Annotated in this window: 16 protein-coding genes; 3 read left to right on the plus strand and 13 right to left on the minus strand. The window is 51.6% G+C overall.

What is annotated here, in order from left to right:
- Positions 1–233: 233 nt before the first annotated feature.
- The 10 genes from tuf to DKB62_RS03975 form a co-directional block, all read right to left on the minus strand.
- Positions 234–1,421 carry an elongation factor Tu gene (gene tuf, locus DKB62_RS03930; protein ID WP_115759885.1) on the minus strand — a complete coding sequence of 396 codons (1,188 nt, stop codon included), beginning with the start codon at positions 1,419–1,421 and terminating at the stop codon, positions 234–236.
- Positions 1,422–1,450: 29 nt separating this feature from the next.
- Positions 1,451–3,523: an elongation factor G gene (gene fusA / locus DKB62_RS03935; RefSeq protein ID WP_087478714.1), complete on the minus strand. Its 2,073-nt coding sequence runs from the start codon at positions 3,521–3,523 to the stop codon at positions 1,451–1,453.
- Positions 3,524–3,559: 36 nt separating this feature from the next.
- A complete protein-coding gene (gene rpsG / locus DKB62_RS03940) occupies positions 3,560–4,030 on the minus strand; it encodes a 30S ribosomal protein S7 (protein ID WP_087478713.1) in 471 nt (156 codons plus the stop codon).
- 57 nt (positions 4,031–4,087) lie between these two features.
- Entirely contained in the window at positions 4,088–4,459 is a 372-nt protein-coding gene (gene rpsL, locus DKB62_RS03945; RefSeq protein ID WP_087478712.1) for a 30S ribosomal protein S12, read from the minus strand.
- 79 nt (positions 4,460–4,538) lie between these two features.
- Positions 4,539–4,784, minus strand: coding sequence for a ribosomal L7Ae/L30e/S12e/Gadd45 family protein (locus DKB62_RS03950; RefSeq protein ID WP_087478711.1), 246 nt, complete (start codon positions 4,782–4,784; stop codon positions 4,539–4,541).
- Between the two features lie 215 nt (positions 4,785–4,999).
- Entirely contained in the window at positions 5,000–9,250 is a 4,251-nt protein-coding gene (rpoC, locus tag DKB62_RS03955) for a DNA-directed RNA polymerase subunit beta' (RefSeq protein WP_107195751.1), read from the minus strand.
- A gap of 18 nt (positions 9,251–9,268) precedes the next feature.
- The gene (gene rpoB / locus DKB62_RS03960) at positions 9,269–12,988 is read right to left on the minus strand and encodes a DNA-directed RNA polymerase subunit beta (protein WP_087478709.1); all 3,720 of its coding nucleotides are present in this window, start codon (positions 12,986–12,988) and stop codon (positions 9,269–9,271) included.
- 224 nt (positions 12,989–13,212) lie between these two features.
- On the minus strand, positions 13,213–14,469 hold the full coding sequence (gene tyrS, locus DKB62_RS03965; protein WP_107195752.1) for a tyrosine--tRNA ligase: 1,257 nt from the start codon (positions 14,467–14,469) through the stop codon (positions 13,213–13,215).
- A 121-nt stretch (positions 14,470–14,590) separates the two neighbouring features.
- Positions 14,591–15,799 carry a Na+/H+ antiporter NhaA gene (gene nhaA, locus DKB62_RS03970; RefSeq protein WP_232818763.1) on the minus strand — a complete coding sequence of 403 codons (1,209 nt, stop codon included), beginning with the start codon at positions 15,797–15,799 and terminating at the stop codon, positions 14,591–14,593.
- Between the two features lie 201 nt (positions 15,800–16,000).
- Positions 16,001–17,920, minus strand: a complete 1,920-nt coding sequence (locus DKB62_RS03975; protein ID WP_107195753.1) for a fructose-1,6-bisphosphatase — start codon at positions 17,918–17,920, stop codon at positions 16,001–16,003.
- A 493-nt stretch (positions 17,921–18,413) separates the two neighbouring features.
- Here DKB62_RS03975 and gdhA point away from each other — a divergent pair, with 493 nt between their 5' ends.
- Positions 18,414–19,763, plus strand: a complete 1,350-nt coding sequence (gene gdhA, locus DKB62_RS03980; RefSeq protein WP_107195754.1) for an NADP-specific glutamate dehydrogenase — start codon at positions 18,414–18,416, stop codon at positions 19,761–19,763.
- Positions 19,764–19,838: 75 nt separating this feature from the next.
- Here gdhA and DKB62_RS03985 read toward each other — a convergent pair whose 3' ends face one another.
- The 3 genes from DKB62_RS03985 to DKB62_RS03995 are packed head-to-tail and all read right to left on the minus strand — an operon-like array spanning position 19,839 to position 22,789.
- Entirely contained in the window at positions 19,839–21,005 is a 1,167-nt protein-coding gene (locus DKB62_RS03985) for an amidohydrolase (protein ID WP_107195755.1), read from the minus strand.
- Positions 21,006–21,028: 23 nt separating this feature from the next.
- The gene (locus DKB62_RS03990; RefSeq protein ID WP_107195756.1) at positions 21,029–21,985 is read right to left on the minus strand and encodes an AEC family transporter; all 957 of its coding nucleotides are present in this window, start codon (positions 21,983–21,985) and stop codon (positions 21,029–21,031) included.
- An 18-nt stretch (positions 21,986–22,003) separates the two neighbouring features.
- The gene (locus DKB62_RS03995; RefSeq protein WP_107195757.1) at positions 22,004–22,789 is read right to left on the minus strand and encodes a carbon-nitrogen family hydrolase; all 786 of its coding nucleotides are present in this window, start codon (positions 22,787–22,789) and stop codon (positions 22,004–22,006) included.
- 200 nt (positions 22,790–22,989) lie between these two features.
- Between DKB62_RS03995 and ybaK the strand changes: the two genes are divergently transcribed.
- Positions 22,990–23,502, plus strand: a complete 513-nt coding sequence (gene ybaK, locus DKB62_RS04000; RefSeq protein ID WP_087478702.1) for a Cys-tRNA(Pro) deacylase — start codon at positions 22,990–22,992, stop codon at positions 23,500–23,502.
- Positions 23,499–24,158, plus strand: a complete 660-nt coding sequence (locus DKB62_RS04005) for a uracil-DNA glycosylase (protein WP_087478701.1) — start codon at positions 23,499–23,501, stop codon at positions 24,156–24,158. Before ybaK ends, DKB62_RS04005 begins: the two co-directional genes overlap by 4 nt.
- The last annotated feature ends 88 nt before the right edge of the window (positions 24,159–24,246 follow it).

Consider the following 24,246-nt stretch of genomic DNA (forward strand, 5'->3'; position numbering starts at 1 on the left):
ATCATAGTTTTTTTACGCATAGTCAGGGCATCCCCTGTTGTCGCGTACTTAGATAGTTTACTACAAAAAGAGCGGGCATGCAAGGATTTTTCTACGTTTTTCCGTACTTTTTCTAGGGAGCCGAATCAATTTTGCATGGAATTTATTCTGTAAAATCATGGTAAAGAAAAGAGCTGCAAGCCAATGCTTGCAGCTCTTTCTATGTCTTAATCTGCTCGTAATCTTACGGCGAATTACGCTTCGATTTCAGATACGACGCCTGCGCCTACCGTACGGCCGCCTTCGCGGATAGCGAAGCGGAGGCCCGGTTCAATAGCGATCGGCGTAATGAGTTCTACGTCCATCTTTACGTTATCGCCAGGCATGCACATTTCCGTGCCTTCCGGCAATTTGATGACGCCCGTTACGTCCGTCGTGCGGAAGTAGAACTGCGGACGGTAGCCGTTGAAGAACGGCGTATGACGGCCGCCTTCATCCTTCGTCAATACGTATACCTGTGCTTTGAACGTCGTGTGCGGATGAATCGTTCCCGGTTTTGCCAATACCTGGCCGCGTTCGATTTCCTTACGGTCGATGCCGCGGAGCAGTGCGCCGATGTTGTCGCCGGCTTCTGCCAAATCGAGGAGCTTACGGAACATTTCTACGCCCGTTACGACGGTCTGTTTCGGTTCGTCGGACAAGCCTACGATTTCGACTGCGTCGCCTACTTTAACCGTACCGCGTTCTACACGGCCCGTTGCTACAGTGCCGCGGCCCGTAATCGTGAATACGTCTTCGACAGGCATCAGGAACGGTTTGTCCGTCGGACGGTCCGGCGTCGGGATGTATTCGTCAACAGCGTCCATCAGTTTGAGGATAGACTGTTTTGCTTCTTCGTCGCCTTCGAGGGCTTTCAATGCGGAGCCTACGACGATAGGTACTTCGTCGCCGGGGAAATCGTAGGAGCTCAGGAGGTCGCGGACTTCCATTTCTACGAGTTCGATCAGTTCGGGGTCGTCAACCTGGTCGGCTTTGTTGAGGTATACGACGATAGCCGGTACGCCTACCTGGCGGGCCAACAGGATGTGTTCGCGAGTCTGAGGCATCGGGCCGTCAGCTGCGCTTACGACGAGGATTGCGCCGTCCATCTGAGCAGCGCCGGTGATCATGTTCTTAACATAGTCGGCGTGGCCCGGGCAGTCAACGTGAGCATAGTGACGGTTGTCCGTTTCATATTCAACGTGAGCCGTATTGATCGTAATGCCGCGTTCGCGTTCTTCCGGAGCCTTATCGATATCAGCATAGTCTTCGAATTTAGCATAGCCTTTTTCGGACAATACTTTCGTAATAGCAGCCGTCAACGTCGTTTTGCCATGGTCAACGTGACCAATCGTGCCGATGTTAACATGGGGTTTGGTTCTTTCGTAATGTTCTTTTGCCATTTTGCAGTTCCTCCAATGTAATTAAAATATTAGCCTTTGTCATTAATGACTTTTTCAGCTACGTTCTTAGGAACTTCTTCGTAGTGATCGAAAGTCATCGTATAAACGCCACGTCCCTGCGTCTTAGAACGCAAATCCGTTGCATAGCCAAACATTTCAGCCAAGGGTACGAAACCGTTGATATGTTCAGCGCCGCCGCGCATTTCCATGCCGTCAACGCGGCCGCGACGAGAGTTCAAGTCGCCGATGACATCGCCCATGTATTCTTCAGGGACGACGACTTCGACTTTAACATACGGTTCGAGAAGAACAGGATCGGCTTTCTTTGCGCCTTCTTTAAAGCCCATGGAGCCGGCAATCTTAAATGCCATTTCCGAAGAGTCGACATCATGATAGGAGCCGTCGAATACGATAACCTTGATATCGACCATGGGGAAACCAGCCAAAACGCCTGTTTCCATAGCTTCTTTTACGCCGGCTTCGACAGAGCCGATATATTCTTTCGGAATTGCGCCGCCGACAACTTTGTTTTCAAATTCAAAGCCTGCGCCGGCTTCCTGCGGGATAAGTTCAAGCCAGCAGTCGCCGTACTGACCGCGGCCGCCGGACTGACGAACGAAACGGCCTTCCTGCTTGACGCTCTTGCGAATCGTTTCGCGGTAAGCAACCTGCGGCTTGCCGACGTTGCAGTCTACCTTGAATTCACGAGCCATACGGTCGACGATAATATCCAAGTGGAGTTCGCCCATGCCGGAAATGATCGTCTGACCTGTTTCGGCATCGGTCTTAACCTTGAAGGTCGGATCTTCTTCAGCCAAGCGAGCCAATGCAATACCCATTTTTTCCTGGTCAGCCTTGGTCTTCGGTTCTACGGCAACAGAAATAACCGGTTCAGGGAATTCCATCTTTTCAAGGATGATGGGGTGTTTTTCATCGCACAGCGTATCGCCTGTCGTCGTATCTTTCAAGCCGACGATAGCGCCGATATCGCCGCAGTATGCTTCCTGTACTTCTTCGCGATGGTTTGCGTGCATACGCAGGATACGCCCTACGCGTTCTTTCTTGCCTTTCGTGGAGTTGAACACGTACGTGCCGGACTGAAGCGTACCAGAATAAATACGGAAGAAAGCTAATTTACCGACAAAGGGGTCAGCCATGATCTTAAAGGCCAAGGCAGAGAACGGTTCTTTGTCGTCAGCTTTGCGGCTGTCGTCTTCACCTGTATCGGGATTTACACCGGCAACAGGCGGAATATCGAGCGGAGACGGCATATAGTCGACAACGGCGTCGAGGAGCATCTGAATACCCTTATTCTTGTAAGCAGAGCCGCAAAGTACGGGGAACATCTTGTTGCTTACAACGGCGTTACGGATAGCTGCCTTGATTTCGTCGATGGAGATTTCTTCACCGTCGAGGTATTTCATCATGAGCTCATCGTCCGTTTCGCAGACGGCTTCAAGCATAATCTGATGATATTCTTCAGCTTCGTCTTTCATGTCGTCGGGAATATCAACGACTTCGATTTCCTTGCCGAGAGCATCGTCATATACTTCAGCTTTCATCGTAACGAGGTCGATGATGCCGCTGAACGTCGCTTCAGAGCCAATCGGCAGCTGGATCGCTACGGCGTTAGCCTGGAGGCGGTCCTTCATCATCTGAACGCAGTTCAGGAAATCAGCGCCCGTCGTATCCATCTTATTGATGAAAGCGATACGGGGAACATGGTAGTGTTCAGCCTGACGCCATACCGTTTCAGACTGCGGTTCTACGCCGCCTTTAGCCGAAAATACGGCAACAGAGCCGTCCAAAACGCGAAGAGAACGTTCAACTTCAACTGTAAAGTCAACGTGCCCCGGGGTATCGATGATGTTGATACGATGACCTTTCCAATGAGCCGTCGTTGCAGCGGAAGTGATCGTAATGCCGCGTTCCTGTTCCTGCGCCATCCAGTCCATCGTTGCGGCGCCGTCGTGAACTTCGCCGATTTTATGAACGCGGCCGGTGTAGAAAAGGATACGTTCTGTCGTCGTGGTTTTACCGGCATCGATGTGGGCCATGATACCAATATTTCTCGTTTTTTCCAAGGGAAATTCTCTTGCCACGATTTTTTCCACTCCTCAAATAAAAAACTTAAATAATTACCAGCGATAATGAGCAAAGGCCTTGTTGGCTTCTGCCATCTTGTGGGTATCTTCTTTCTTTTTGATAGCTGCGCCAGTATTGTTGAAAGCGTCCATCAATTCAGCGGCAAGCTTTTCTTTCATCGTACGTTCGCCGCGTTTACGAGCGTAGCCGACAGTCCAGCGGATGCCGAGGGACAGGCGGCGGTCAGCGCGTACTTCAACGGGAACCTGGTAGTTGGCACCGCCTACACGGCGAGCGCGAACTTCCAAAACAGGCATTACATTGTTGAGAGCCTGTTCAAAAACTTCTAAGGGATCTTTATTCATCTTAGAACGGATGATATCGAATGCGTCGTATACGATAGATTCAGCGACGCCTTTTTTACCGTCCAACATAACTTTGTTGATGAAGCGCGTTACCAATTTAGAATGGTACACCGGATCCGGCAGCACATCGCGCTTCGGCACAGGGCCTTTTCTTGGCATGTCTAATTCCTCCTTTGTAATATGCAGGTTATCGGTTCATCTGATCAGGCAATACGATTATTTACCCTTTTTAGCGCCGTATTTAGAACGGGACTGCTGACGGTTTGCAACGCCAGCCGTATCCAAGGCACCGCGGATGATGTGATAACGTACACCAGGAAGGTCTTTAACACGACCGCCTCTGATTAATACTACACTGTGTTCCTGTAAATTGTGACCAATGCCAGGAATATAAGCTGTTACTTCGATGGAGTTCGTCAAGCGAACACGGGCAACTTTACGCAGAGCAGAGTTAGGTTTTTTCGGCGTAGCCGTGTATACACGAGTGCAGACGCCGCGTTTCTGCGGGCAGTTTTTCAAAGCCGGCGCTGTGGATTTCGTTACGGAATCCTGACGACCCTTACGAACTAATTGGCTGATTGTTGGCATGTGGGCACCTCCTCTCCAAACAATTAGATTTATAATGTAATCATCATCAGAAAAATATCTGACGATGATATTACCAAAGTTACTTCAACACTCCAACGGCCGCTGCCTTGACTTTAATGCGACAGGCTATACCGAGCTCTGCCATCGTATTGGAACGGTCGACGGCGATGCCTGCCTCCTCCGCATACGCGAGAAGCGGCGCGACGACCTGTTCGTCACAGTCGTTAGCAACATACAGCTGGGTGACTTCGTTTCGTTTCATTGCTTTAAGCGTTTGCTTTGCCCCTACGGTCTTGCGGACATTGCCCGCCAGTTCCAAGCTCACGAAACATCACTCCTTACATCTTGCAAATTGCGCGCAGCACCTTCGCCGCGACACTTAGACATTGTAGCATTCCCCCATAGGAATGTCAATGTGTTTTTCGTAAAAACTGCGTAACTAAGACATTTTTTATTACACTCATCCGGGTGTATCTTACAAGGTAAAAAACAGAGACCTCTCTTACGAGAGGTCTCTGTACAGTGCTATAACGTCAGAGCTTAATGGCCCGCTTCGGGAGCTGTCGCCGTTACGTCGTCGCAGTCTACGACGGAGCCGTCTTCATCTTCATACGATATGGACGGTACGGTTTTGACAACCTTTACCTTGCGGTACCGGCTCATGCCGGTGCCGGCGGGAATCAGCTTGCCGATAATAACGTTTTCCTTCAAGCCGAGCAAGGGATCAATCTTGCCCTTGATAGCCGCATCCGTCAATACGCGGGTCGTTTCCTGGAACGACGCAGCCGACAAGAACGATTCCGTCGCCAACGCGGCTTTCGTAATACCGAGCAGCATCGGCTTGCCGATGGCCGGCTTGCCGCCTGCAGCCTGAATACGGCGGTTCGTGTCTTCGAAAATATTGACGTCGACGTAATCGCCCGGCAGCATATCGGCGTCACCGGCGTCTTCAATCTTCATCTTGCGGAGCATCTGACGCACGATAACTTCGATGTGTTTGTCGTTGATACCAACGCCCTGGGACTTATATACCTTCTGCACTTCGTATACGAGGTAGCGCTGCGTAGCTTCTACGCCCAAAATGCGAAGGATGTCGTGAGGATTGATGGAACCCGACGTAATACGGCTGCCCTTCGTGATAACGTCGCCTTCATGAACGACTAAGTGGGCTCCGTACGGAATGGTGTAGCTGCGTTCTTCGCCGTCTTTATTTACGACGTGAACGATATTGATGTCATGGTGGTCTTCTTTTTCCGTAATGGAAACGACGCCGTCGATTTCCGTGACGATAGCGTTGCCCTTCGGCTTACGGGCTTCAAACAATTCTTCGACACGGGGAAGACCCTGGGTAATATCCCCTGCCGACGCAACGCCGCCTGTGTGGAACGTACGCATCGTCAGCTGCGTGCCCGGTTCGCCGATGGACTGGGCCGCAATAGTGCCGACCGATTCGCCGACATTTACCTTGCTGCCCGTGCCTAGGTCGCGGCCGTAGCATTTAGCGCAGACGCCGTAACGGCTGTGGCAGGTAAGGACGGAACGAATCCGGACCTTATCGTAATATTTAGCGATTTCTTTCGCTTGGTCGGCCATGATTTCTTCATTAATCGGAACGATGACTGCGCCCGTATTCGGGTTGACCAAGGTTTCCGCCGCCGTACGGCCTTCGATTCGTTCTTCCAGCGGTTCAATGACGCCGTCGCCTTCGACGATAGCCGTAACTTCTACGCCGCGGATATCGTTATTGCGTACTTTTACTTCCGTTACGTCGCTGGAAAGGATGCGTTCGATAGCATCTTCTGTCAGTGCCGTGCCAGCCGGGCAGATTTCCATGCCGTTGGAATCAATCACTGCCGTTTCAACGGTTTTGCCAAGCATATTATCGACCATAGACTTGCGAAGCGCCGCGCGGAAGCCTTCTTCCGGAGCTCCCAGCGTAACGACTTCAACTAAGTTCGTATGGTTCATATCATCGTTTATATCCATCTGACTGCCCTGGAGATACAGCTTCGGCAGCTTGTGCTCGATAACCGTATCCATATCGTCTGTCGTCAGCAAATGGCCTTCTTCGAACACGACGTCTGCCGTTTCCGGATCGATTGCCGGTTTCGCCAAGACGCGGCCAATCAGTTTTTCCCGCAGGAGGTTGACAGCCTGACGGCACGAGCTGGCCAAACGGGCCCGTTCGCGGACGAGGTCGATGCCGAATACGTCGCAGTCGTCTTCGCGAACGATGACGTCCTGCGATACGTCGACGAGACGACGGGTCAGGTAGCCCGAGTCAGCCGTACGCAGAGCCGTGTCGGCCAAACCCTTACGGGCGCCGTGGCTCGACGTAAAGTAATCCAATACGGACAGGCCTTCGCGGAAGTTCGCCTTGATCGGCAAGTCGATGATACGGCCGGACGGGTCAGCCATCAAGCCGCGCATGCCGGCAACCTGACGAATCTGCTGCTTGTTGCCGCGGGCGCCGGAGTCAGCCATCATAAAGATGGAGTTGAACGGGTCCATGTTATCCATCATGGCTTCCGTCACATCGTCCGTCGCCTTTTCCCAAATGGAGCAGGTCTTGCGGTACCGTTCGTCTTCAGTAATCAAGCCGCGGAGGTACATTTTCGTAACATTTTGAACCTTCTTATCGGCTTCGTTGAGAATATCCCATTTTTCAGCAGGAATCTGAATGTCCGAAATAGCGATGGACATGCCGGCCTGCCGCGCGTAATGATAGCCGATAGCCTTGATGCGGTCAAGGAGGGCCGCTGTCTTCGTATTGCCTACGAGATGGAAGCAGGCGTCGACAAGCTTGCCGATTTCCTTCTTATTCATCAGTACGCCAAGGCAGTTGACGTCGACAAATTCTTTTCCTTCTTTGAAGGCGGCTACCGCTTCTTTATCTACCTTATTAGCCGGCAGCGGACGAATTGCCAAGAGGTCTACGCCGAAGGCTTCCTTCAGCTGGGAGAAACCATAGTCTAAAATATGGCCGTTTTCATCTTTAATCTTTACGAGATGCGTCGAATCGATGATGCCGTTTTCATAGGCAAACTTCGTATCTTCCGGATTGGTAAATACCATGACCTTGTCCGTATGATACAAGCGGAGTGGTTCGTACACCTGATAGTTGTACAGCAGCTTGCCCGCCGTCGTTTCGATAATACCGTGGCCGGGAATGCGGACCTTGATGACCGCTTCGATATCGATAGCCTTGGCATCATACGCCAGCATGACTTCATCGTAATTAGAGAACATCTTGCCTTCGCCCAAGGCTCCCGGTTTAACAAGGGTCAGGTAATAAGCACCAAGCACCATATCCTGCGTCGGTACGGCAACAGGCTTGCCGTCCTTCGGCGCCAAAATGTTGTGTGCCGAAAGCATGAGCGTTCTCGCTTCAGCCTGGGCTTCTACGGACAAGGGCAGATGGCAGGCCATCTGGTCGCCGTCGAAGTCGGCGTTGAAGGCGGTGCAGACCAGAGGATGCAGCTTAATGGCCCGGCCTTCCCAAAGAATCGGTTCGAAGGCCTGAATACCTAAACGGTGCAGCGTCGGGGCGCGGTTCAAGAGTACCGGATGTTCCTGAATAACGTCTTCCAGCACGTCCCACACTTCCGGGCTGACGCGTTCAACCTTTTTCTTAGCGTTTTTAATGTTCGTAGCAATACCTTTTTCTACGAGCTTTTTCATGACGAAGGGCTTGAACAATTCCAAAGCCATTTCTTTCGGCAGACCACACTGATGCATTTTCAGCTCTGGTCCGACGACGATAACGGAACGGCCGGAATAGTCGACACGCTTACCTAACAGATTCTGACGGAAGCGGCCTTGTTTCCCCTTGAGCATATCCGACAAGGATTTAAGAGGACGGTTGCCCGGCCCGGTGACAGGGCGGCCGCGGCGGCCGTTGTCGATCAGGGCGTCGACAGCTTCCTGAAGCATGCGCTTTTCATTGCGGACAATGATATCGGGAGCGCCTAATTCCAGCAGCCGGCTCAGGCGGTTATTTCGGTTAATGACGCGGCGGTACAGGTCGTTTAAGTCCGACGTAGCAAAGCGGCCGCCGTCGAGCTGTACCATCGGGCGCAGTTCCGGGGGAATGACGGGAATCACGTCCATGACCATCCATTCCGGTTTGTTGCCGGAATGGCGGAAGGCTTCGACGACTTCCAGGCGGCGGATCGCCCGGACCCGGCGCTGGCCGGAAGAATCGCGCAGCTCGTCGCGCAGTTCTTTATTGAGTTTTTCCAAGTCCAGTCCCTGGAGTAATTCCTTAACGGCTGCCGCGCCCATGCCGACGCGGAATTTATCGCCGTACATATCGAGATACTGGCGGTATTCCGTTTCCGTCAGGAGCTGCTGCTTCGTCAGCGGCGTATCGCCCGGGTCCAGGACGATATACGAGGCAAAATACAATACCTTTTCCAGCGAACGGGGCGAAATGTCGAGAATCAGGCCCATCCGGCTGGGAATTCCTTTAAAATACCAAATATGAGATACAGGCGTAGCCAGTTTGATATGGCCCATCCGTTCGCGGCGAACCTTCGCTCGCGTTACTTCAACGCCGCAGCGGTCGCAGACAACGCCTTTATAGCGAATGCGTTTGTATTTTCCGCAATGGCATTCCCAGTCTTTCGTAGGCCCGAAAATGCGTTCGCAGAATAAACCGTCCCGTTCCGGTTTCAATGTACGGTAATTGATCGTTTCCGGTTTCTTTACTTCGCCGTGCGACCATTCAAGGATCTTTTCCGGAGAAGCCAGTCCAATCCGCATGGAATCAAATTCGTTCACGTCTAGCACTAATACCGCTCCCTTCTATTAGTCTTCATCTTCGTTAATAGTATCGTCGTTCAGATGTTCCGCTTCGGCAACGGCGTCGAGGCTCATGGCGCTCATAATATCATCTTCATCGCCGTTGGCAACCGGTTCTTCTGCCGGTTCGCCGTCTCCGGCTTCATCAGCCAGGGGCGCCGACGGGCTGTCCATGCCTTCGCCTTCCATAACGCGGCGGAGTTCATCTGTCTGTTCCGGTTCTACATCGTCTTCGTCATCCAGTTCCTTGATGACAACTTCTTCGCCGTCTTCATTGAGAATCTGGACATCTAAGCCGATAGCCTGCAATTCTTTAAGCAATACCTTGAAGGATTCAGGAACGCCCGGTTCAGGAATATTTTCGCCTTTAACAATTTTTTCATACGCTTTGACACGGCCGACGACATCGTCAGACTTGACTGTCAGCATTTCCTGCAGCGTGTATGCCGCGCCGTATGCTTCCAAAGCCCAAACTTCCATTTCGCCGAAACGCTGGCCGCCGAACTGAGCTTTACCGCCCAGAGGCTGCTGCGTAACCAGGGAGTACGGGCCAGTCGAACGAGCGTGGATCTTATCGTCGACCAGATGATGCAGCTTGAGGAAGTACGTGTAACCGACGGTTACGCGGCGGTCCATCGGTTCGCCCGTACGGCCGTCGTACAGGACGGATTTGCCGTCTTCCGGCAACCCGGCGATGCGCAGGGATTCGAATACGTCTTCAGCCTGCGCGCCGTCAAATACCGGCGTCGCAATGTGAATGCCGGCCTTATCGGGCTGCGGCATGCCGTACGTATCGAAATCGTAACCGGCTTCGCGCAGCTTCGCTTCCAAATTCGGGTTCATCTTTTTGATCTGAACGCCCAGTTCGTGCATAGCCCAGCCAAGGTGGGTTTCCAAAATCTGACCGATGTTCATACGAGACGGTACGCCCAAGGGATTCAGCACGATCTGAACAGGCGTGCCGTCGGGAAGGAACGGCATGTCTTCCTGGCGCATTACGCGGGATACGACACCCTTGTTTCCGTGACGGCCAGCCATCTTGTCGCCTTCGTGAATCTTGCGCTTCTGTGCAATGTATACGCGGACGAGGCGGTTGACGCCCGGCGGCAGTTCATCATTGTTTTCGCGGGAGAAAATGCGGACGTTGACGACCTTGCCCGATTCGCCGTGAGGCACGCGCAGCGACGTATCGCGGACTTCCCGTTCCTTGTCGCCGAAAATAGCGCGCAGGAGGCGTTCTTCCGGCGTCAGCTCCGTTTCGCCTTTCGGCGTGACCTTACCGACGAGGACGTCGCCGGGGAATACGTCGGCGCCGATCATGATGATGCCGTTTTCGTCGAGGTTTTTCGTGCTGTCTTCGCTGACGTTCGGAATTTCGCGGGTAATTTCTTCAGAGCCCAGCTTCGTATCGCGGGCATCGCATTCGTATTCTTCAATATGGATAGACGTATATAAGTCGTTCTTCGGCAATTCTTCGCTGAGGAGAACGGCGTCTTCGTAGTTATAGCCTTCCCAAGGCATGTACGCTACGAGGATGTTGTAGCCCAATGCCAATTCGCCGCCGTCCGTAGCCATGCCGTCGGCCAATACCTGGCCTTCCGTAACGCGTTCGTTCTTGTATACCAAGGGACGCTGGTTAATGCAGGTGCTCTGGTTGGAACGGACGAATTTAATCAAGCGGTATGTATCAATAGAGCCGGAATCGGTTCTTACTTTAATTTCATCGCCAGTTACGCGGCATACGACGCCGTCGTGCTTAGCCAGTACGCATACGCCCGAGTCACAGGCAGCCTTGTATTCCATGCCCGTACCGACGAGCGGAGCCTGCGTGCGGAGGAGCGGCACGGCCTGACGCTGCATGTTCGCGCCCATGAGCGCGCGGTTGGCGTCGTCGTTTTCCAGGAACGGAATCATGGATGTACCGACGGAAACAACTTCCTTAGGCGATACGTCCATGAAATCGACGCGGTCGGCCGGGAATTCACGCGTATCTTCACCGTGACGGCAAGCGACGCGGCTGTGTACAAAATGACCGTCTTCGGTCAGCGGTTCGTTAGCCTGGGCGATGATATACTGTTCTTCTTCATCTGCCGTGATATACCAAACGTCGTTTGTAACGACATGGGTTTCCTTATCGACGCGGCGGTACGGCGCTTCAATAAAGCCGAATTCATTTACCTTGCCGAAGCAGGCCAGCGAAGAAATCAGGCCGATGTTCGGACCTTCAGGCGTTTCTACAGGGCACATGCGGCCGTAGTGGGAGTGATGAACGTCGCGGACTTCAAACCCTGCCCGTTCACGGGACAAGCCGCCGGGGCCCAAGGCGCTGAGACGGCGTTTATGCGTGATTTCAGCCAGCGGGTTCGTCTGGTCCATGAACTGGGACAACTGGCTGGAACCGAAGAATTCTTTAATCGCTGCAACGACAGGACGGATATTGATCAGGACCTGAGGCGTAATGCTTTCGGCGTCCTGAATCGTCATGCGTTCGCGGACGACGCGTTCCATACGGGTCAGGCCGATGCGGAACTGGTTCTGGAGCAGTTCGCCGACGCAGCGGAGGCGGCGGTTGCCCAAATGGTCGATGTCGTCGACGGTGCCGAAGCCGTCCATGAGGTTCAGCAGGTAATCTATGTTGGCGATAATATCTTCGCGGGTAATCGTGCGGTGATCGTACGGCAGATTGCTGTTATTGCAGATAATCTTATATACAGACCCGTCAATTTTTTCTACGAAGGCTTCTACGAGCCCTTCGCCGGCGAATACGCCGCTTTCTTTAATTTTGTTTACTTCAGCTGCGCCGATTTCCGTATGAGCGTCGACGATCACTTCACCCGTTTCGGGATGAACGATCGGCTCGTGGAGCGTCAAGCCGAATAACCGGCGTTCCCAGCCCAGCTTTTTGCCGGCTTTATAGCGGCCGACGCGGGCCATATCGTACCGGCGGGAGTCGAAAAACAGCCCTTCGAACAAATTGCGGGCGCTTTCTACTGTCGGCGGTTCACCGGGGCGGAGTTTTTTATAGATTTCTACGAGGGCTTCATCCTGGTTTTCCGTCGTATCTTTTTCAAAGGTATCCTTGAGCCGCTTATCATCGAAGAACAAGTCGAGGATTTCTGCATTGGAAGACCAGCCCAGGGCGCGGATCAGCACCGTGACGGGGATTTTGCGGTTGCGGTCTATACGGGCATACACGATACCGTTCACGTCCGTTTCCAATTCAATCCAGGCGCCGCGGTTCGGAATGACCGTAGAGTTATACAACATGGTGCCCATCGGATCGCGTTCGCAGCCGTAATATACGCCCGGCGAGCGCACGAGCTGGCTGACGATAACGCGTTCTGCCCCATTGATAATAAATGTACCTGTATCTGTAATCAGCGGGAAATCCCCCATGAATACTTCCTGGTCTTTAATTTCCCCTGTTTCATGATTGACAAGACGGATCTGAACCCGAAGCGGCGCGGCATATGTCGTGTCTCGTTCCTTGCATTCCCGGATGTCATACTTAGGTTCCCCCAGTTTGAAATCTTCAAAGGATAAAGACAAGTTGCCCGATGCATCTTCGATGGGCGAAATATCTTGAAAAATATCTTTCAGCCCTTTTTCTAAGAACCATTCATAAGATTTGTTCTGCAAATCCAACAAATGAGGCATTTTTAAGACCTCGTTAATCTTAGCATACGTGTATCGAGTTCTTTTCCCTACTTGTACAGGTTTGAACATGCTGATTCTTCACCCCTTATAAAAAGTAAACCATGATATAATCGCGTCGTAAAGGCATCTTCAAAAGCGACAAAAAAGCAAGGCTCCGTAATAAAACTTGAACCTTGCTTAATTTTTGTTCACCGGAAGCGCTTCCTCCATGTACCTCATAATATCATCAATTGAACATTTTGCAATGAGTTATTATAGCACACGTTTCTGCTTCCGTCAATATTTATTTTTTCTTATTTCTGAATACGGGCCAGCGTGTAGTTCTTTTTGCCCTTGCGCACGATAACGTATTTGCCGTTTGAGTTTTTATGAGGCAGGACGATTTCGTCGAGAGCCTGGACCTTTACGCCGTTGATCGTCACGGCGCCGTTCGTAATATCTTCGCGGGCCTGACGCTTGGATTTGTAAATCGTCGAATCGACAAGCCAGTTTACGACGTCCTTTTCTTCGTTCGATACGTCGACTGTCGGCATCTTGCCAAAAGCCTGGGTCAGTTCGTGCTCCGTCAAATCGGCAATGCTGCCGTGATAGAGGGCTTCCGTAATATTCTGCGCTTCCTTCAGCGCTTCAGGGCTGTGGACGAAGGTCGTTACTTCTTCCGCCAAACGGCGCTGAGCCAGACGTTTTTCCGGTTCCGTCTTGACGGCTTCTTCCAGGGCGTCGATTTCTTCCTTGCTGAGGAAGGTGAAGTATTTCAAATATTTGACGACATCGGCGTCGTCCTGATTCAGCCAGAACTGATAGAATTCAAAAGGAGATGTCTTTTCCGGATCCAGCCATACGGCTCCGCCGGCGGTCTTGCCGAACTTCGTGCCGTCCGACTTCAGCATGAGGGGAATCGTCAGGCCGTAGGCTCGGGCGTCGCTGCCGTGCATCTTATGAATCGTATCGATGCCGGCCGTAATATTGCCCCACTGATCGGCGCCGCCAATCTGAAGCTGGACGTCGTTGTGCGTAAAGAGATGCTCAAAGTCGATAGACTGCAGTATCTGGTAGGAAAATTCCGTAAAGGAAATGCCCGCTTCCAGACGGCTTGCGACAACTTCCTTCGCCAGCATCGTATTGACGCTGAACAGCTTGCCGTAATCGCGGAGGAAGTTCAGCAAATCGATTTTGCTCAGCCAGTCGTAGTTATTCATAAAAGAAATATTCGAGCTTTCGCCGAACAAATGAATGAACTGGGCTTTTAATTTTTCCGCATTTTCATGGATTTTTTCAATCGTCTGCAGCTGCCGTTCCGTCTTGCGGCCGCTCGGATCGCCGATAACGCCTGTGCCGCCGCCGATGACGACATAGGGATGATGACCTGCCAAGGCAAAGCGTTTCAGCATCATAAAGGGAATTAAATGGCCGATATGCATGCTGTCTCCCGTCGGGTCTACGCCGCAGTACAAGGACACGCTCTTTTCTTCCGTCAGCTTGCGCAAGCCTTCTTCGTCGGTCATCTGATTTACGGCGCCGCGCCAAGACAATTCATCAATAATATTCATCGAACCCGCTCCTTTTACCGTTATATTTATGGATATGCAAAAAGTATCTTTACCGTACTAATTATACTCATCCGACATGCGTCCGTCAACAAAAGCCTGAAACCCCGCACTGCCTTCTGTTTTACGGCGTCCCGCGCTGAAGCCACTTAAACATGGCCGTCCCTGCCAGACCGGACAACACAGACGCGGCTACAATGGCAGTTTTGGCCGTCATCAGCACCTGTCCGTCCGTAAAGGCCAGTGCGGCGATAAACAAGGACATGGTAAAGCCGATGCCGCCCAGCATGCCGGCGCCTAGAAAGTGAGCCGTCCGGACGCCGGCCGGCAATGCTACGACGCGAAGGCGAATCAGGCCGTACGCCGATAAGAAAATCCCCAGGGGCTTGCCGAGAAACAGCCCTGCCATGATGCCCAAGCCGACAGGCGTCAGCAAGTTTCCCACGCTGCCGCCGTCTATGGCGATGCCGGCGTTGCTCAAGGCAAATACGGGCATGACGAAAAACGCCGACCACGGCGTCAGCCTATGCTCCAGTTTTCTAAGCAGGCTCTCGCCGTGCGTTTCTTCCGTCCCGGCCGGAATGGAAAAGCCCAAGAGGACGCCGGCAATCGTCGGATGAATCCCGCCCTGCAAAAACGCATACCACAGCAGCCCTCCCCCAATCAGGTACAAAAGGACCGATTGGACGTTGCGCCGCGACAGCCAAAACAACACGAGCAAAACGGCGGCTCCAGCCAACAGAGACGGCCCGTGCAAATCAGACGAATAAAACAGGGCGATGACTAAAATGCCGCCCAAGTCATCGACAATAGCCAAGGCCGTCAAAAACACGACGACAGCCCGCGGCGCCCGCGGCGCAGCAAAAGCCAGTACGCCTAAGGAAAAGGCAATATCCGTAGCCATAGACACGCCCCAGCCGGAAATTGTCGGCTTTCCAATGTTAAAAGCCGTATATAACAGCGCCGGCATGACCATGCCGCCAACGGCCGCCGCAATGGGAAGAAGCGTAGACGACGGCGATTTCAGTTCGCCGAATAAAAATTCCCGCTTGATTTCCATGCCGATAACGAAGAAAAACACAGCCATCAACCCGTCGTTAATCCAGTGAAGCAGCGACATGGACAGCAGGAAATCCCCTGCCCCAACAGACAGCTTCCAATGCAGGATCTCTTCATAGGCGGCCGCCCACGGAGAATTGGCAAGGCCCATCGCCACGACGGCAAAGACGAGAAGGACGATGCCGCTGGACGCTTCCTGCTTGAAGAATCGTTGAAACGGCATGATCATTTGGCGCGATTGTTCTTGAATACGTTCGTAAATATCTTTGTTCATGTAACCCTCCTTTTATGGAATCCGCAAAAACAGCGTCACATGCCGCGCTGTTTTCAGCGTTATCATATTATATCATAAGGGCATCACATTTCTGCATACTCTATAGGTGCAAAATATGCAACATCTATATCAAAAACGTACGATATGCAAAAAGAGGAAACAGACTTGACGCCTGTCTCCTCTTACGCCCTGTATTGCCAGTTATATTTCTTTTTCTTCAGGCCGCTCCAGGATAATACCCTGACGATACGCATGCAGCAGCGCTTTCAAATCGTCGATCATCTGCAGCAGCTTTTTGCCGTTGTCCGTGTCGCCGATCATAACGCGCTTTGGCTCCAGTTCGACCTGCGTCGATTCCGAATCGATATCGGCGTTGTTCATCAATACCTGCGTGACATCCTTAAAGGGATAATGGGCTTTGATGCGGATGCCGTGAGAATTGAAAATTAAGGTGTAGCCGGCAATGCCCGTCGATCCCTGATAGGCCTTGCAGAACCCGCCGTCTATGCAGATTTCCTTCCCTTCCGCACGAATCGGGCTTTCCCCTTTCTTGACCTTGACCGGCGTATGGCCGTTGATGATATGGCCCTGGGGAGAATCGATGCCGAATTCATGGAGGATTTTTATGCATTCATCCCGATCCCGGTTGAGATGGTAATAATCGTTCTGCGGTTCTTTCCACGTCGACTGATCGACGATATAGCTTCGTTCAAAGGTCTTGACAATCCGGCCCGATACAGGAGAATCTATGCCGCACCACATGTACCACATATAGTCCAGGCTGTTCGTATCCCGCTTGTCATAGGCCTGACGGGCGATAAAATCGACCATATCCATGAAAGCCTTTCCCTTATACGGCTTGCCGTTGAGATAAATTGCTTTAAAGCTGCCGTCTTCATTGAGAGGAACGCCGCCATGGAACAAGAGGTTGTTGTTATAGCTGCGGTACAGCGAGCCGTGACTGTATAAGAATCGGATATGGCGCTGCAGCCGTTCGCTTTCCAGGAATTCCGATTGAATGGCCGCCATGATGCGGTGTTCTTCCGGCGACAATTTATAAGGATCCTGCGGATCGACTGTCGGAAAATCCGTCGTCGTCAGCTCATAGGTCTGGCCGTCCAGCGTAATCGTCCCCTGCTTCCAGTCAATTTTATGGAACATCAGGCGGTCGTCCATGTTGTATTCCGGATGGCGGATGATGACTTGTCCTTCCAGCTTGCTCAAAATGACGTTAATCGCCTTGACCATCGGCTCGATGCCGTCGTCTTTTTTATAGGTATCCAACGCGAAAATAGCCAGAGGCCGGAGACTGATGCCGTAACCGCTTTCCAATATTTCCATATTATGATAGCGAATATTATTTCGCAGCGCATTGGCAATGCAGGCCTCGCTGCCGGCGGCCGCCCCCATCCACAGGATATCGTGATTCCCCCACTGGATGTCGAGGGAATGATGATGCATAAGATAGTCCATGATCTTGTCGGCATGGGGCCCGCGGTCGTAAATGTCGCCGATAATGTGCAGGTGGTCTACGGCCAGCCGCTTGATCAAATCCGTCAGGGCGTAAATAAACTGCCGCGTGCTGCCCGTTTCTAAAATCGTATTCAATATCTTCATATGATATGCCCGGCGGTTTTTATCTTCGTCCGGCTGGGCATGGAGCAGTTCGTCAATGACGAAGCGGAACACCTTAGGCATAGCCTTACGCACTTTAGACCGCGTATATTTCGACGACAGCAGCTTGACCAGGCGAATCAGATGGCTCAGCGTCTTTTTCGCCCACTGATCGGTAATTGCTTTTTCCCGCTGCAGCATATCCAGCTTTTCCTTAGGATAATAAATCAGCGTCAATAAATCGTCCCGCTCCTCTGCCGTCATGGAGTTGGCGAATATCATTTCGACCTTTTCCCGAATGACGCCGGAGCAGTTATTTAAGATATGATAAAACGCTTCATATTCGCCGTGAAGGTCGCTCATAAAATGTTCCGTCCCCTTCGGCAAGTTGACGATAGCCTGCAAATTGATGATTTCCGTGAATGTTTCGGCCTGCGTTTTATATTCCTTGGACAGTAATTCCAGATACCGCAAGTATTCCGGAGAATATTTTTCACACGTTTCCATAAGACATAAATCCCCTTTTCTTCATGATATGGTATACAACGTATAGTCTTAATTTCTTTCTATTGTACACTATCTTATGGCATGTGACTAGGGATAAGTACAGAAAATCACAGTTCATCGACTATAAAAGACAGCAAGAGCGTTCTACATAATCTTTTAACCAAAAGATTACTATAATATAGTATTATTAATGCGCCGTTTTTCCATAATTATCTATGCTAATTCAAAATATATATAGCTCTTTTTCATGGTTGCATTTTTATTATAATTCAAATAATTATTAGGAATGCATTTGCCTATGTATTTAAATTATGCGGTGTTTTAAATCGATTTTTACTATATTTAATGGTAATACTTAAAATTTACTCTTAAATTTTCAAAAACAGAAACTCATTTTCATATTACGATGTTTTCAAACGACAAAAAACATGCTATGATAAGGCTATAGAAAGACGATTTGTGGGATACTAAATTCTTAGATGAGGTGATTTTCATGAACAAATATCTTGAATCAGTTATCGAAGGCGTACGTACGAAATATGCTAACGAACCGGAATTCGTCCAGACCGTAGAAGAAGTATTGTCGTCTCTGGAACCGGTTGTAGAAAAACATCCGGAATATGAAAAATTCGACTTGCTGAACCGCTTGGTCGTACCGGAAAGACAATTCACCTTCCGCGTCGTATGGCAGGACGATGCCGGCAACTATCATACGAATACAGGCTACCGCTTCCAGTTTAACGGCGCAATCGGGCCGTACAAAGGCGGTCTTCGCTTCCAGAAAAACGTATATCCCGGCATCATTAAATTCCTGGGCTTCGAACAGATCTTCAAAAACGCCTTGACGGGCCTCCCGATCGGCGGCGCAAAAGGCGGTGCGGACTTCGACCCGACAGGCAAATCCGACGCAGAAATCATGCGTTTCTGCCAGAGCTTCATGCAGGGCCTCTATCGCTACATTGGTCCCGACATCGACGTTCCTGCTGGTGATATGGGCGTTGGCGGCCGTGAAATCGGCTACCTCTTCGGCGAATACCGCCGCTTAAAGGGCGCATTTGAAAACGGCGTATTGACGGGCAAGGGCTTCAGCTTCGGCGGCTCCCTCATTCGTCCGGAAGCAACGGGCTACGGCGCCGTATACTTCTTGGAAAACGTCCTGAAAGACGACGGCCAGGATATCAAAGGCAAGACCATTGCCGCTGCCGGCTTCGGCAACGTAACCTGGGGCATCTGCAAAAAAGCTACGGAATTGGGCGCTAAAGTCGTTACGCTGTCCGGTCCTGACGGATACATCTATGATCCCGATGGCGTCGCTACGGAAGAAAAGATCGAGTACTTGTTAGAAATGCGCAACAGCGGCCGCAACCGCGTACAGGATTATGCGGATAAATTCGGCGTAGAATTCTTCCCGGGCGAAAAACCGTGGGGCAGAAAAGTCGACATCGTTATGCCGTCTGCTATGCAGAACGACGTTCATATGGAACAGGCAAAACAGATCGCGGCCAACAAGGTTCGCTACTACATCGAAGTCGCCAACATGCCTACGACGAACGACGCATTGAAATACTTAATGGAACAGAAAGACATGATCGTAGCTCCGTCCAAAGCTGTTAACGCCGGCGGCGTAGCCGTATCGGCCCTCGAAATGAGCCAGAACAGCGAACGTCTCGTTTGGACGGCTGAAGAAGTCGACGCACGTCTCCACCAGATCATGAATACGATTTACAACAACTGCAAAGACGCAGCAGCTCGCAACGGCTTAGGCTACAACCTCGTCGCCGGCGCCAACATCGCTGGTTTCGAACGCGTTGCCGACGCAATGCTCGCTCAAGGCGTATTCTAAAAACATACTCCAACATAAAAAATACTGTGCAGCTTCGGCTGCACAGTATTTTTTATGTCCTGGTAACGGACGATGTTACAGAGTATGCTTTTTAAAGTCGTCTTGCACGGCCCGGCGCAATCCTTCATTTTCCAAGAGCTTAAATACGATGCGGCCCATAATTTCCGCCCCCTGGGCGATAACCGGCTCGATAGCTTTATTTTTTACGGCGTCGGCAATTTGTACGGAATGTTCCGGATAATACGTATCTCCCATGGCCAGGCACAGATGAAGCGCCGGACATTGATGGCTGATATTGCCGATGTCCGAGCTCTGGCACTCTTCCGTATCGGTAAAGGGAATGCCCATTTCACGCAGCACCGACCGCGATACTTCCGTCGCCGCTTCATTCCAAACCATATTGTCAAATTCATATCCCATCTGCGTCACTTCATACGTCGTTTCTGTCGCAATGGCCGCCCCTTCGAAGCATTTCATGATTTTAGCAATGACTTCGTTTAAATACGGCCGATCGCTGTGACGAACGCAGCATTCAAGCTCTGCATAGTCCGGCACGACGTTCGACGCCGTGCCGCCGTTGACGAGATACACGCCAATCCGCGTTTCTGGCCGCACGTGCTGGCGCAGCATGTCGATAGCGTGAATCGCCAGCATCGCGCCGTTCAAGGCGTTGCGGCCATTCCAGGGGCTGCTCGCCGCGTGAGCCGTTTGCCCATGAAAGGCGACGCGATAATCGCTAAGAGCCAAGAAATGAGAGTTAGCCATCGTCTTATCGGGCATGACGTGCGTCATCATCGCTAAATCGTAGTCGTGAAAGATCCCCTGCTCGCACATGGCGACCTTGCCGCCCCGCAGCTCTTCGTCAGGCGTACCGATGAGGTCAACCTGTACGGGAAGATCAGCCATATCCCAAAAAGCGGCCGCCGCCAGAAAGCTCATAGCCCCATTTGCCGAGTGGCCGCATCCATGGCCGATTTCCGGCAGGGCGTCATATTCGGCCAGAAGAGCCACTTTCAAAACCGGGTTGGAAACCTTCCGTACCGTCGCCTTAAACGCCGTCGGCAAACCGGCAAACTGCTCCGTCACCTCCATGCCCAGGGCACGGCAGGCTTCGACATAGGCCGCGCAGGCATGATATTCTTCGCCCGACAGCTCCGGGTCGTCGGCAATGCGGTAATTTAAAGAAAAAGCTTGCGGACCATATTTCTGCACGCTTTGTGCAAACTGATTTATGAAAGACATATATACACCTATTTCCTATAAATTTATAGAACGTACTGAATCAAGAACATATACGACGGAATCACGATAAGCCCCAATACTACCGTGATAAAGCTGATCTCCGTAGCATACTTCACATCAGCTCCAACCGCCTTGGCGACGACGGTCATCTGCGTCATAGCCGGCATACTGGCCTGCATTGTAAACACCTGAGCCGACATCGGTGTAACAGACACAAAGGGAAGCAAGGCCAATACGCACAGCGGGCAAACGATAAACCGCCCCGCCAGAGCCCCTATCAAGTCGCGATCCCACTGTACGCTGCGCAGCGGCAGCGAACTCATTTCAATGCCGATGACGATAAGAGACAGCGGCGTCGCCAGATTTCCTACGTACTGGAAAGATACGTGAAGGAATTCAGGCAGCTTGATGTCGGCCATAATCAACGCCAGGCCAATGAGAAAGGCCACCAGCGGAGGCGAAAACACCTTTTTGACAGTCTGCAGCGAAAATAAGGGCATATTTCCCTGTCCGCCCGTGCTGTCGTTGACGATGTGATAAATCCCCAAGGTCCAGAACATCGTCGTATTCGCCATATAATACAGCATGACCGAAGGCACGCTCTGCGTACCGAATAAGGCCAGGTTAACGGGAAGGCCGATGAAGATCGTATTGGCGACAAAAAAGCAGGTAATAAAGATGCCCTGCCGCTCCCTGCGTATGTGCAGCGCCGCAGCTGCCGCCCGGCCCACGACGTAGGCCAGTAGGATAGACAAAAAGGGCAGAGCCAAATCCGGCGCAATCCGCAGCAGCGAATCATGTGTAAAATCCCGCTCCAACTGGCAAATCATGAACAACGGCAAGGCGACCTTCATGATAAGCCGGGTCAATATTGCGCTGGTATCCGGTCCAAACCACCCTTTCTTCGACAACACAAAACCGATGCCAATCATAAACAATATTTCAAAAATACCCTGCAGCCCATGAAGCACAGCTTCCACTATCAATCCATCTCCCTCTTATGTCAAGTCGTATAGCCCAGGCTGTCGGTCATGAAATATATTGATACGGCTTCGAATATCGGTGACGCTGTCCAAGTCGATATCCGTGCAAAGCATCTCTTCGCCGTCTCCCCCCTGCGCCAAGACATTCCCCCACGGGTCGATAATCATCGAATGGCCGCCGAACTGCATGGAATCCGTACTGCCGCAGCTGTTGACCGCCACGATGAACAGCTGGTTTTCAATCGCTCTGGCCTGATTCAATATGCACCAGTGATCCACGCGGGACGCCGGCCAGGCCGCCGGCACAAAAATAATCTGCGCCCCCGTCAGCGTCGCCATCCGCACCCATTCGGGAAAACGGACATCATAACAAATCACGGCAGCCATGGGAATGCTATCCAAGGAAAACGCGCAGCCCTTTGTTCCCGGCGTAAATTTTTCATCTTCATGGCCCGGCGCAAATAAATGCACCTTGTCATACGAGCTGACAATACGGCCGCTGCGATCTGCCACGTACATCGTATTATACAGCTTACCTTCCCGACGGACAGCTGCAGAACCGCCGACAATATGAACGCCGAACCGAGCCGCTGACTCTGATAAGAAGGCCTGCGTCCGCCGCCCGTCCTCATCGGCCAATTCACGGATATTGTCGGGATAAAAGGACGTATTCCACATTTCCGGCAGTACGATAATATCGGGCCGCTCCTGTGCAGCGTTTCGTATCCAGTCTTCTACTTGCTTATAATTATGCTCTACATCCCCCAGCCGCAGAGACATCTGAGCCGCTGCAATCTTCATATCTGTCCCTTCTTTCTACTGTATATTTTTGATAACATCTCGCCATAAATCATTATAATAGAAATATAAGAGAAACACAATATCCGATTGTATGAGAGCCTGCGGCAACAAAACGAAACATCCCCTATCCTTGCCGGGGCTTGAAAAAAGGACTGTATATTGATATAGTAAAATGAATAGCATATGAGAGAAGGGATAGTATGGCTAAAACGAAAAAGACCAACGTCATGCGCATTTTAGATAAACAAAAAATTTTCTATACAACGAAAGCTTATGAATATTCTGAAGACGACCTGTCCGGCGTTCACGCCGCCGCCGAGCTCGGCATGGATCCGGCTCAGGTATTCAAAACGCTGGTAGGCCAAGGAAACAAGACAGGACCCGTCGTATTCTGCATTCCCAGCAACAAGGAGCTCGATTTAAAGAAGGCCGCATCCTGCAGCGGCAATAAATCGGTTCAGCTGCTCCACGTCAAAGATCTGCTCGGCTTGACGGGATACATCCGCGGCGGCTGCTCCCCTATCGGTATGAAAAAGCAGTTTCCTACATATATCGACGAGTCAGCCCTGCAGTACGAAGCCGTCAGCCTCAGCGCCGGCATGCGGGGACAGCAGGTCCTCGTAGCGCCGCAGGACGTCGCTCAGTTGATTCACGCAGAATTCCATCAGCTCACGATGAAGGACATTACATTGACGGAAGGAAGAGTACGATGACAGACAAAGAAATGGAACCTTGGCTGCATGAACTCATGCAGTGTTCACAATGCGAATTGCGTCACGAAGGCAACCGCGGCCCGACGCGATACTCCGGCGACCCGGCATCGCCCCTCATGTTCGTCGGCGAAGGACCTGGCGGTGTGGAAGATGAGTACGGCGTGCCCCTTGTCGGCCCATCGGGACAGCTGCTGGACAAAGCCCTGTGGAGCGTAGGACTGACGCGCGACCACGTCTACGTTACGAATATTGTCAAATGCCGCCCCAAGAACAACCGGACGCCGACGCTGGAGGAAGGAAAGCGCTGTGCCAACATCCATCTCCTCCGTGAAATCGAAATGGTACAGCCGAAGGTCATCGTCTGCCTAGGAAAGGTCGCCTTTCAGTATTTCTACGGAAAAACAGCCAGCATTATGCGCAACCGCGGCATCTGGTTCAACTATCACGGCATTCCCGTCATGCCGACGTATCATCCGGCCTTTTTGCTGCGCCAAACCGGCAAAGACCTCGTAGAATCTAAATGGCAGGTATACTACGATTTTAAGGCCGCCGTAGACAAAGCCAAGGAAGCCATGCCGGACTATGTATACCAAAGCCCGGAAAAGCCCAACCTGATGGAGCAATTCGAAGACCTCCATAAATCCCGCCATTTTTAACCGACTGCAGCACACGCCCCTTTATATCCCTCCGATGTGAAGAGGCGTATGTTATACCGCGAATACAGATGAGCCCTACCTTATCTCT

The sequence above is a fragment of the Megasphaera stantonii genome (assembly GCF_003367905.1).
GTDB lineage: Bacteria > Bacillota > Negativicutes > Veillonellales > Megasphaeraceae > Megasphaera > Megasphaera stantonii.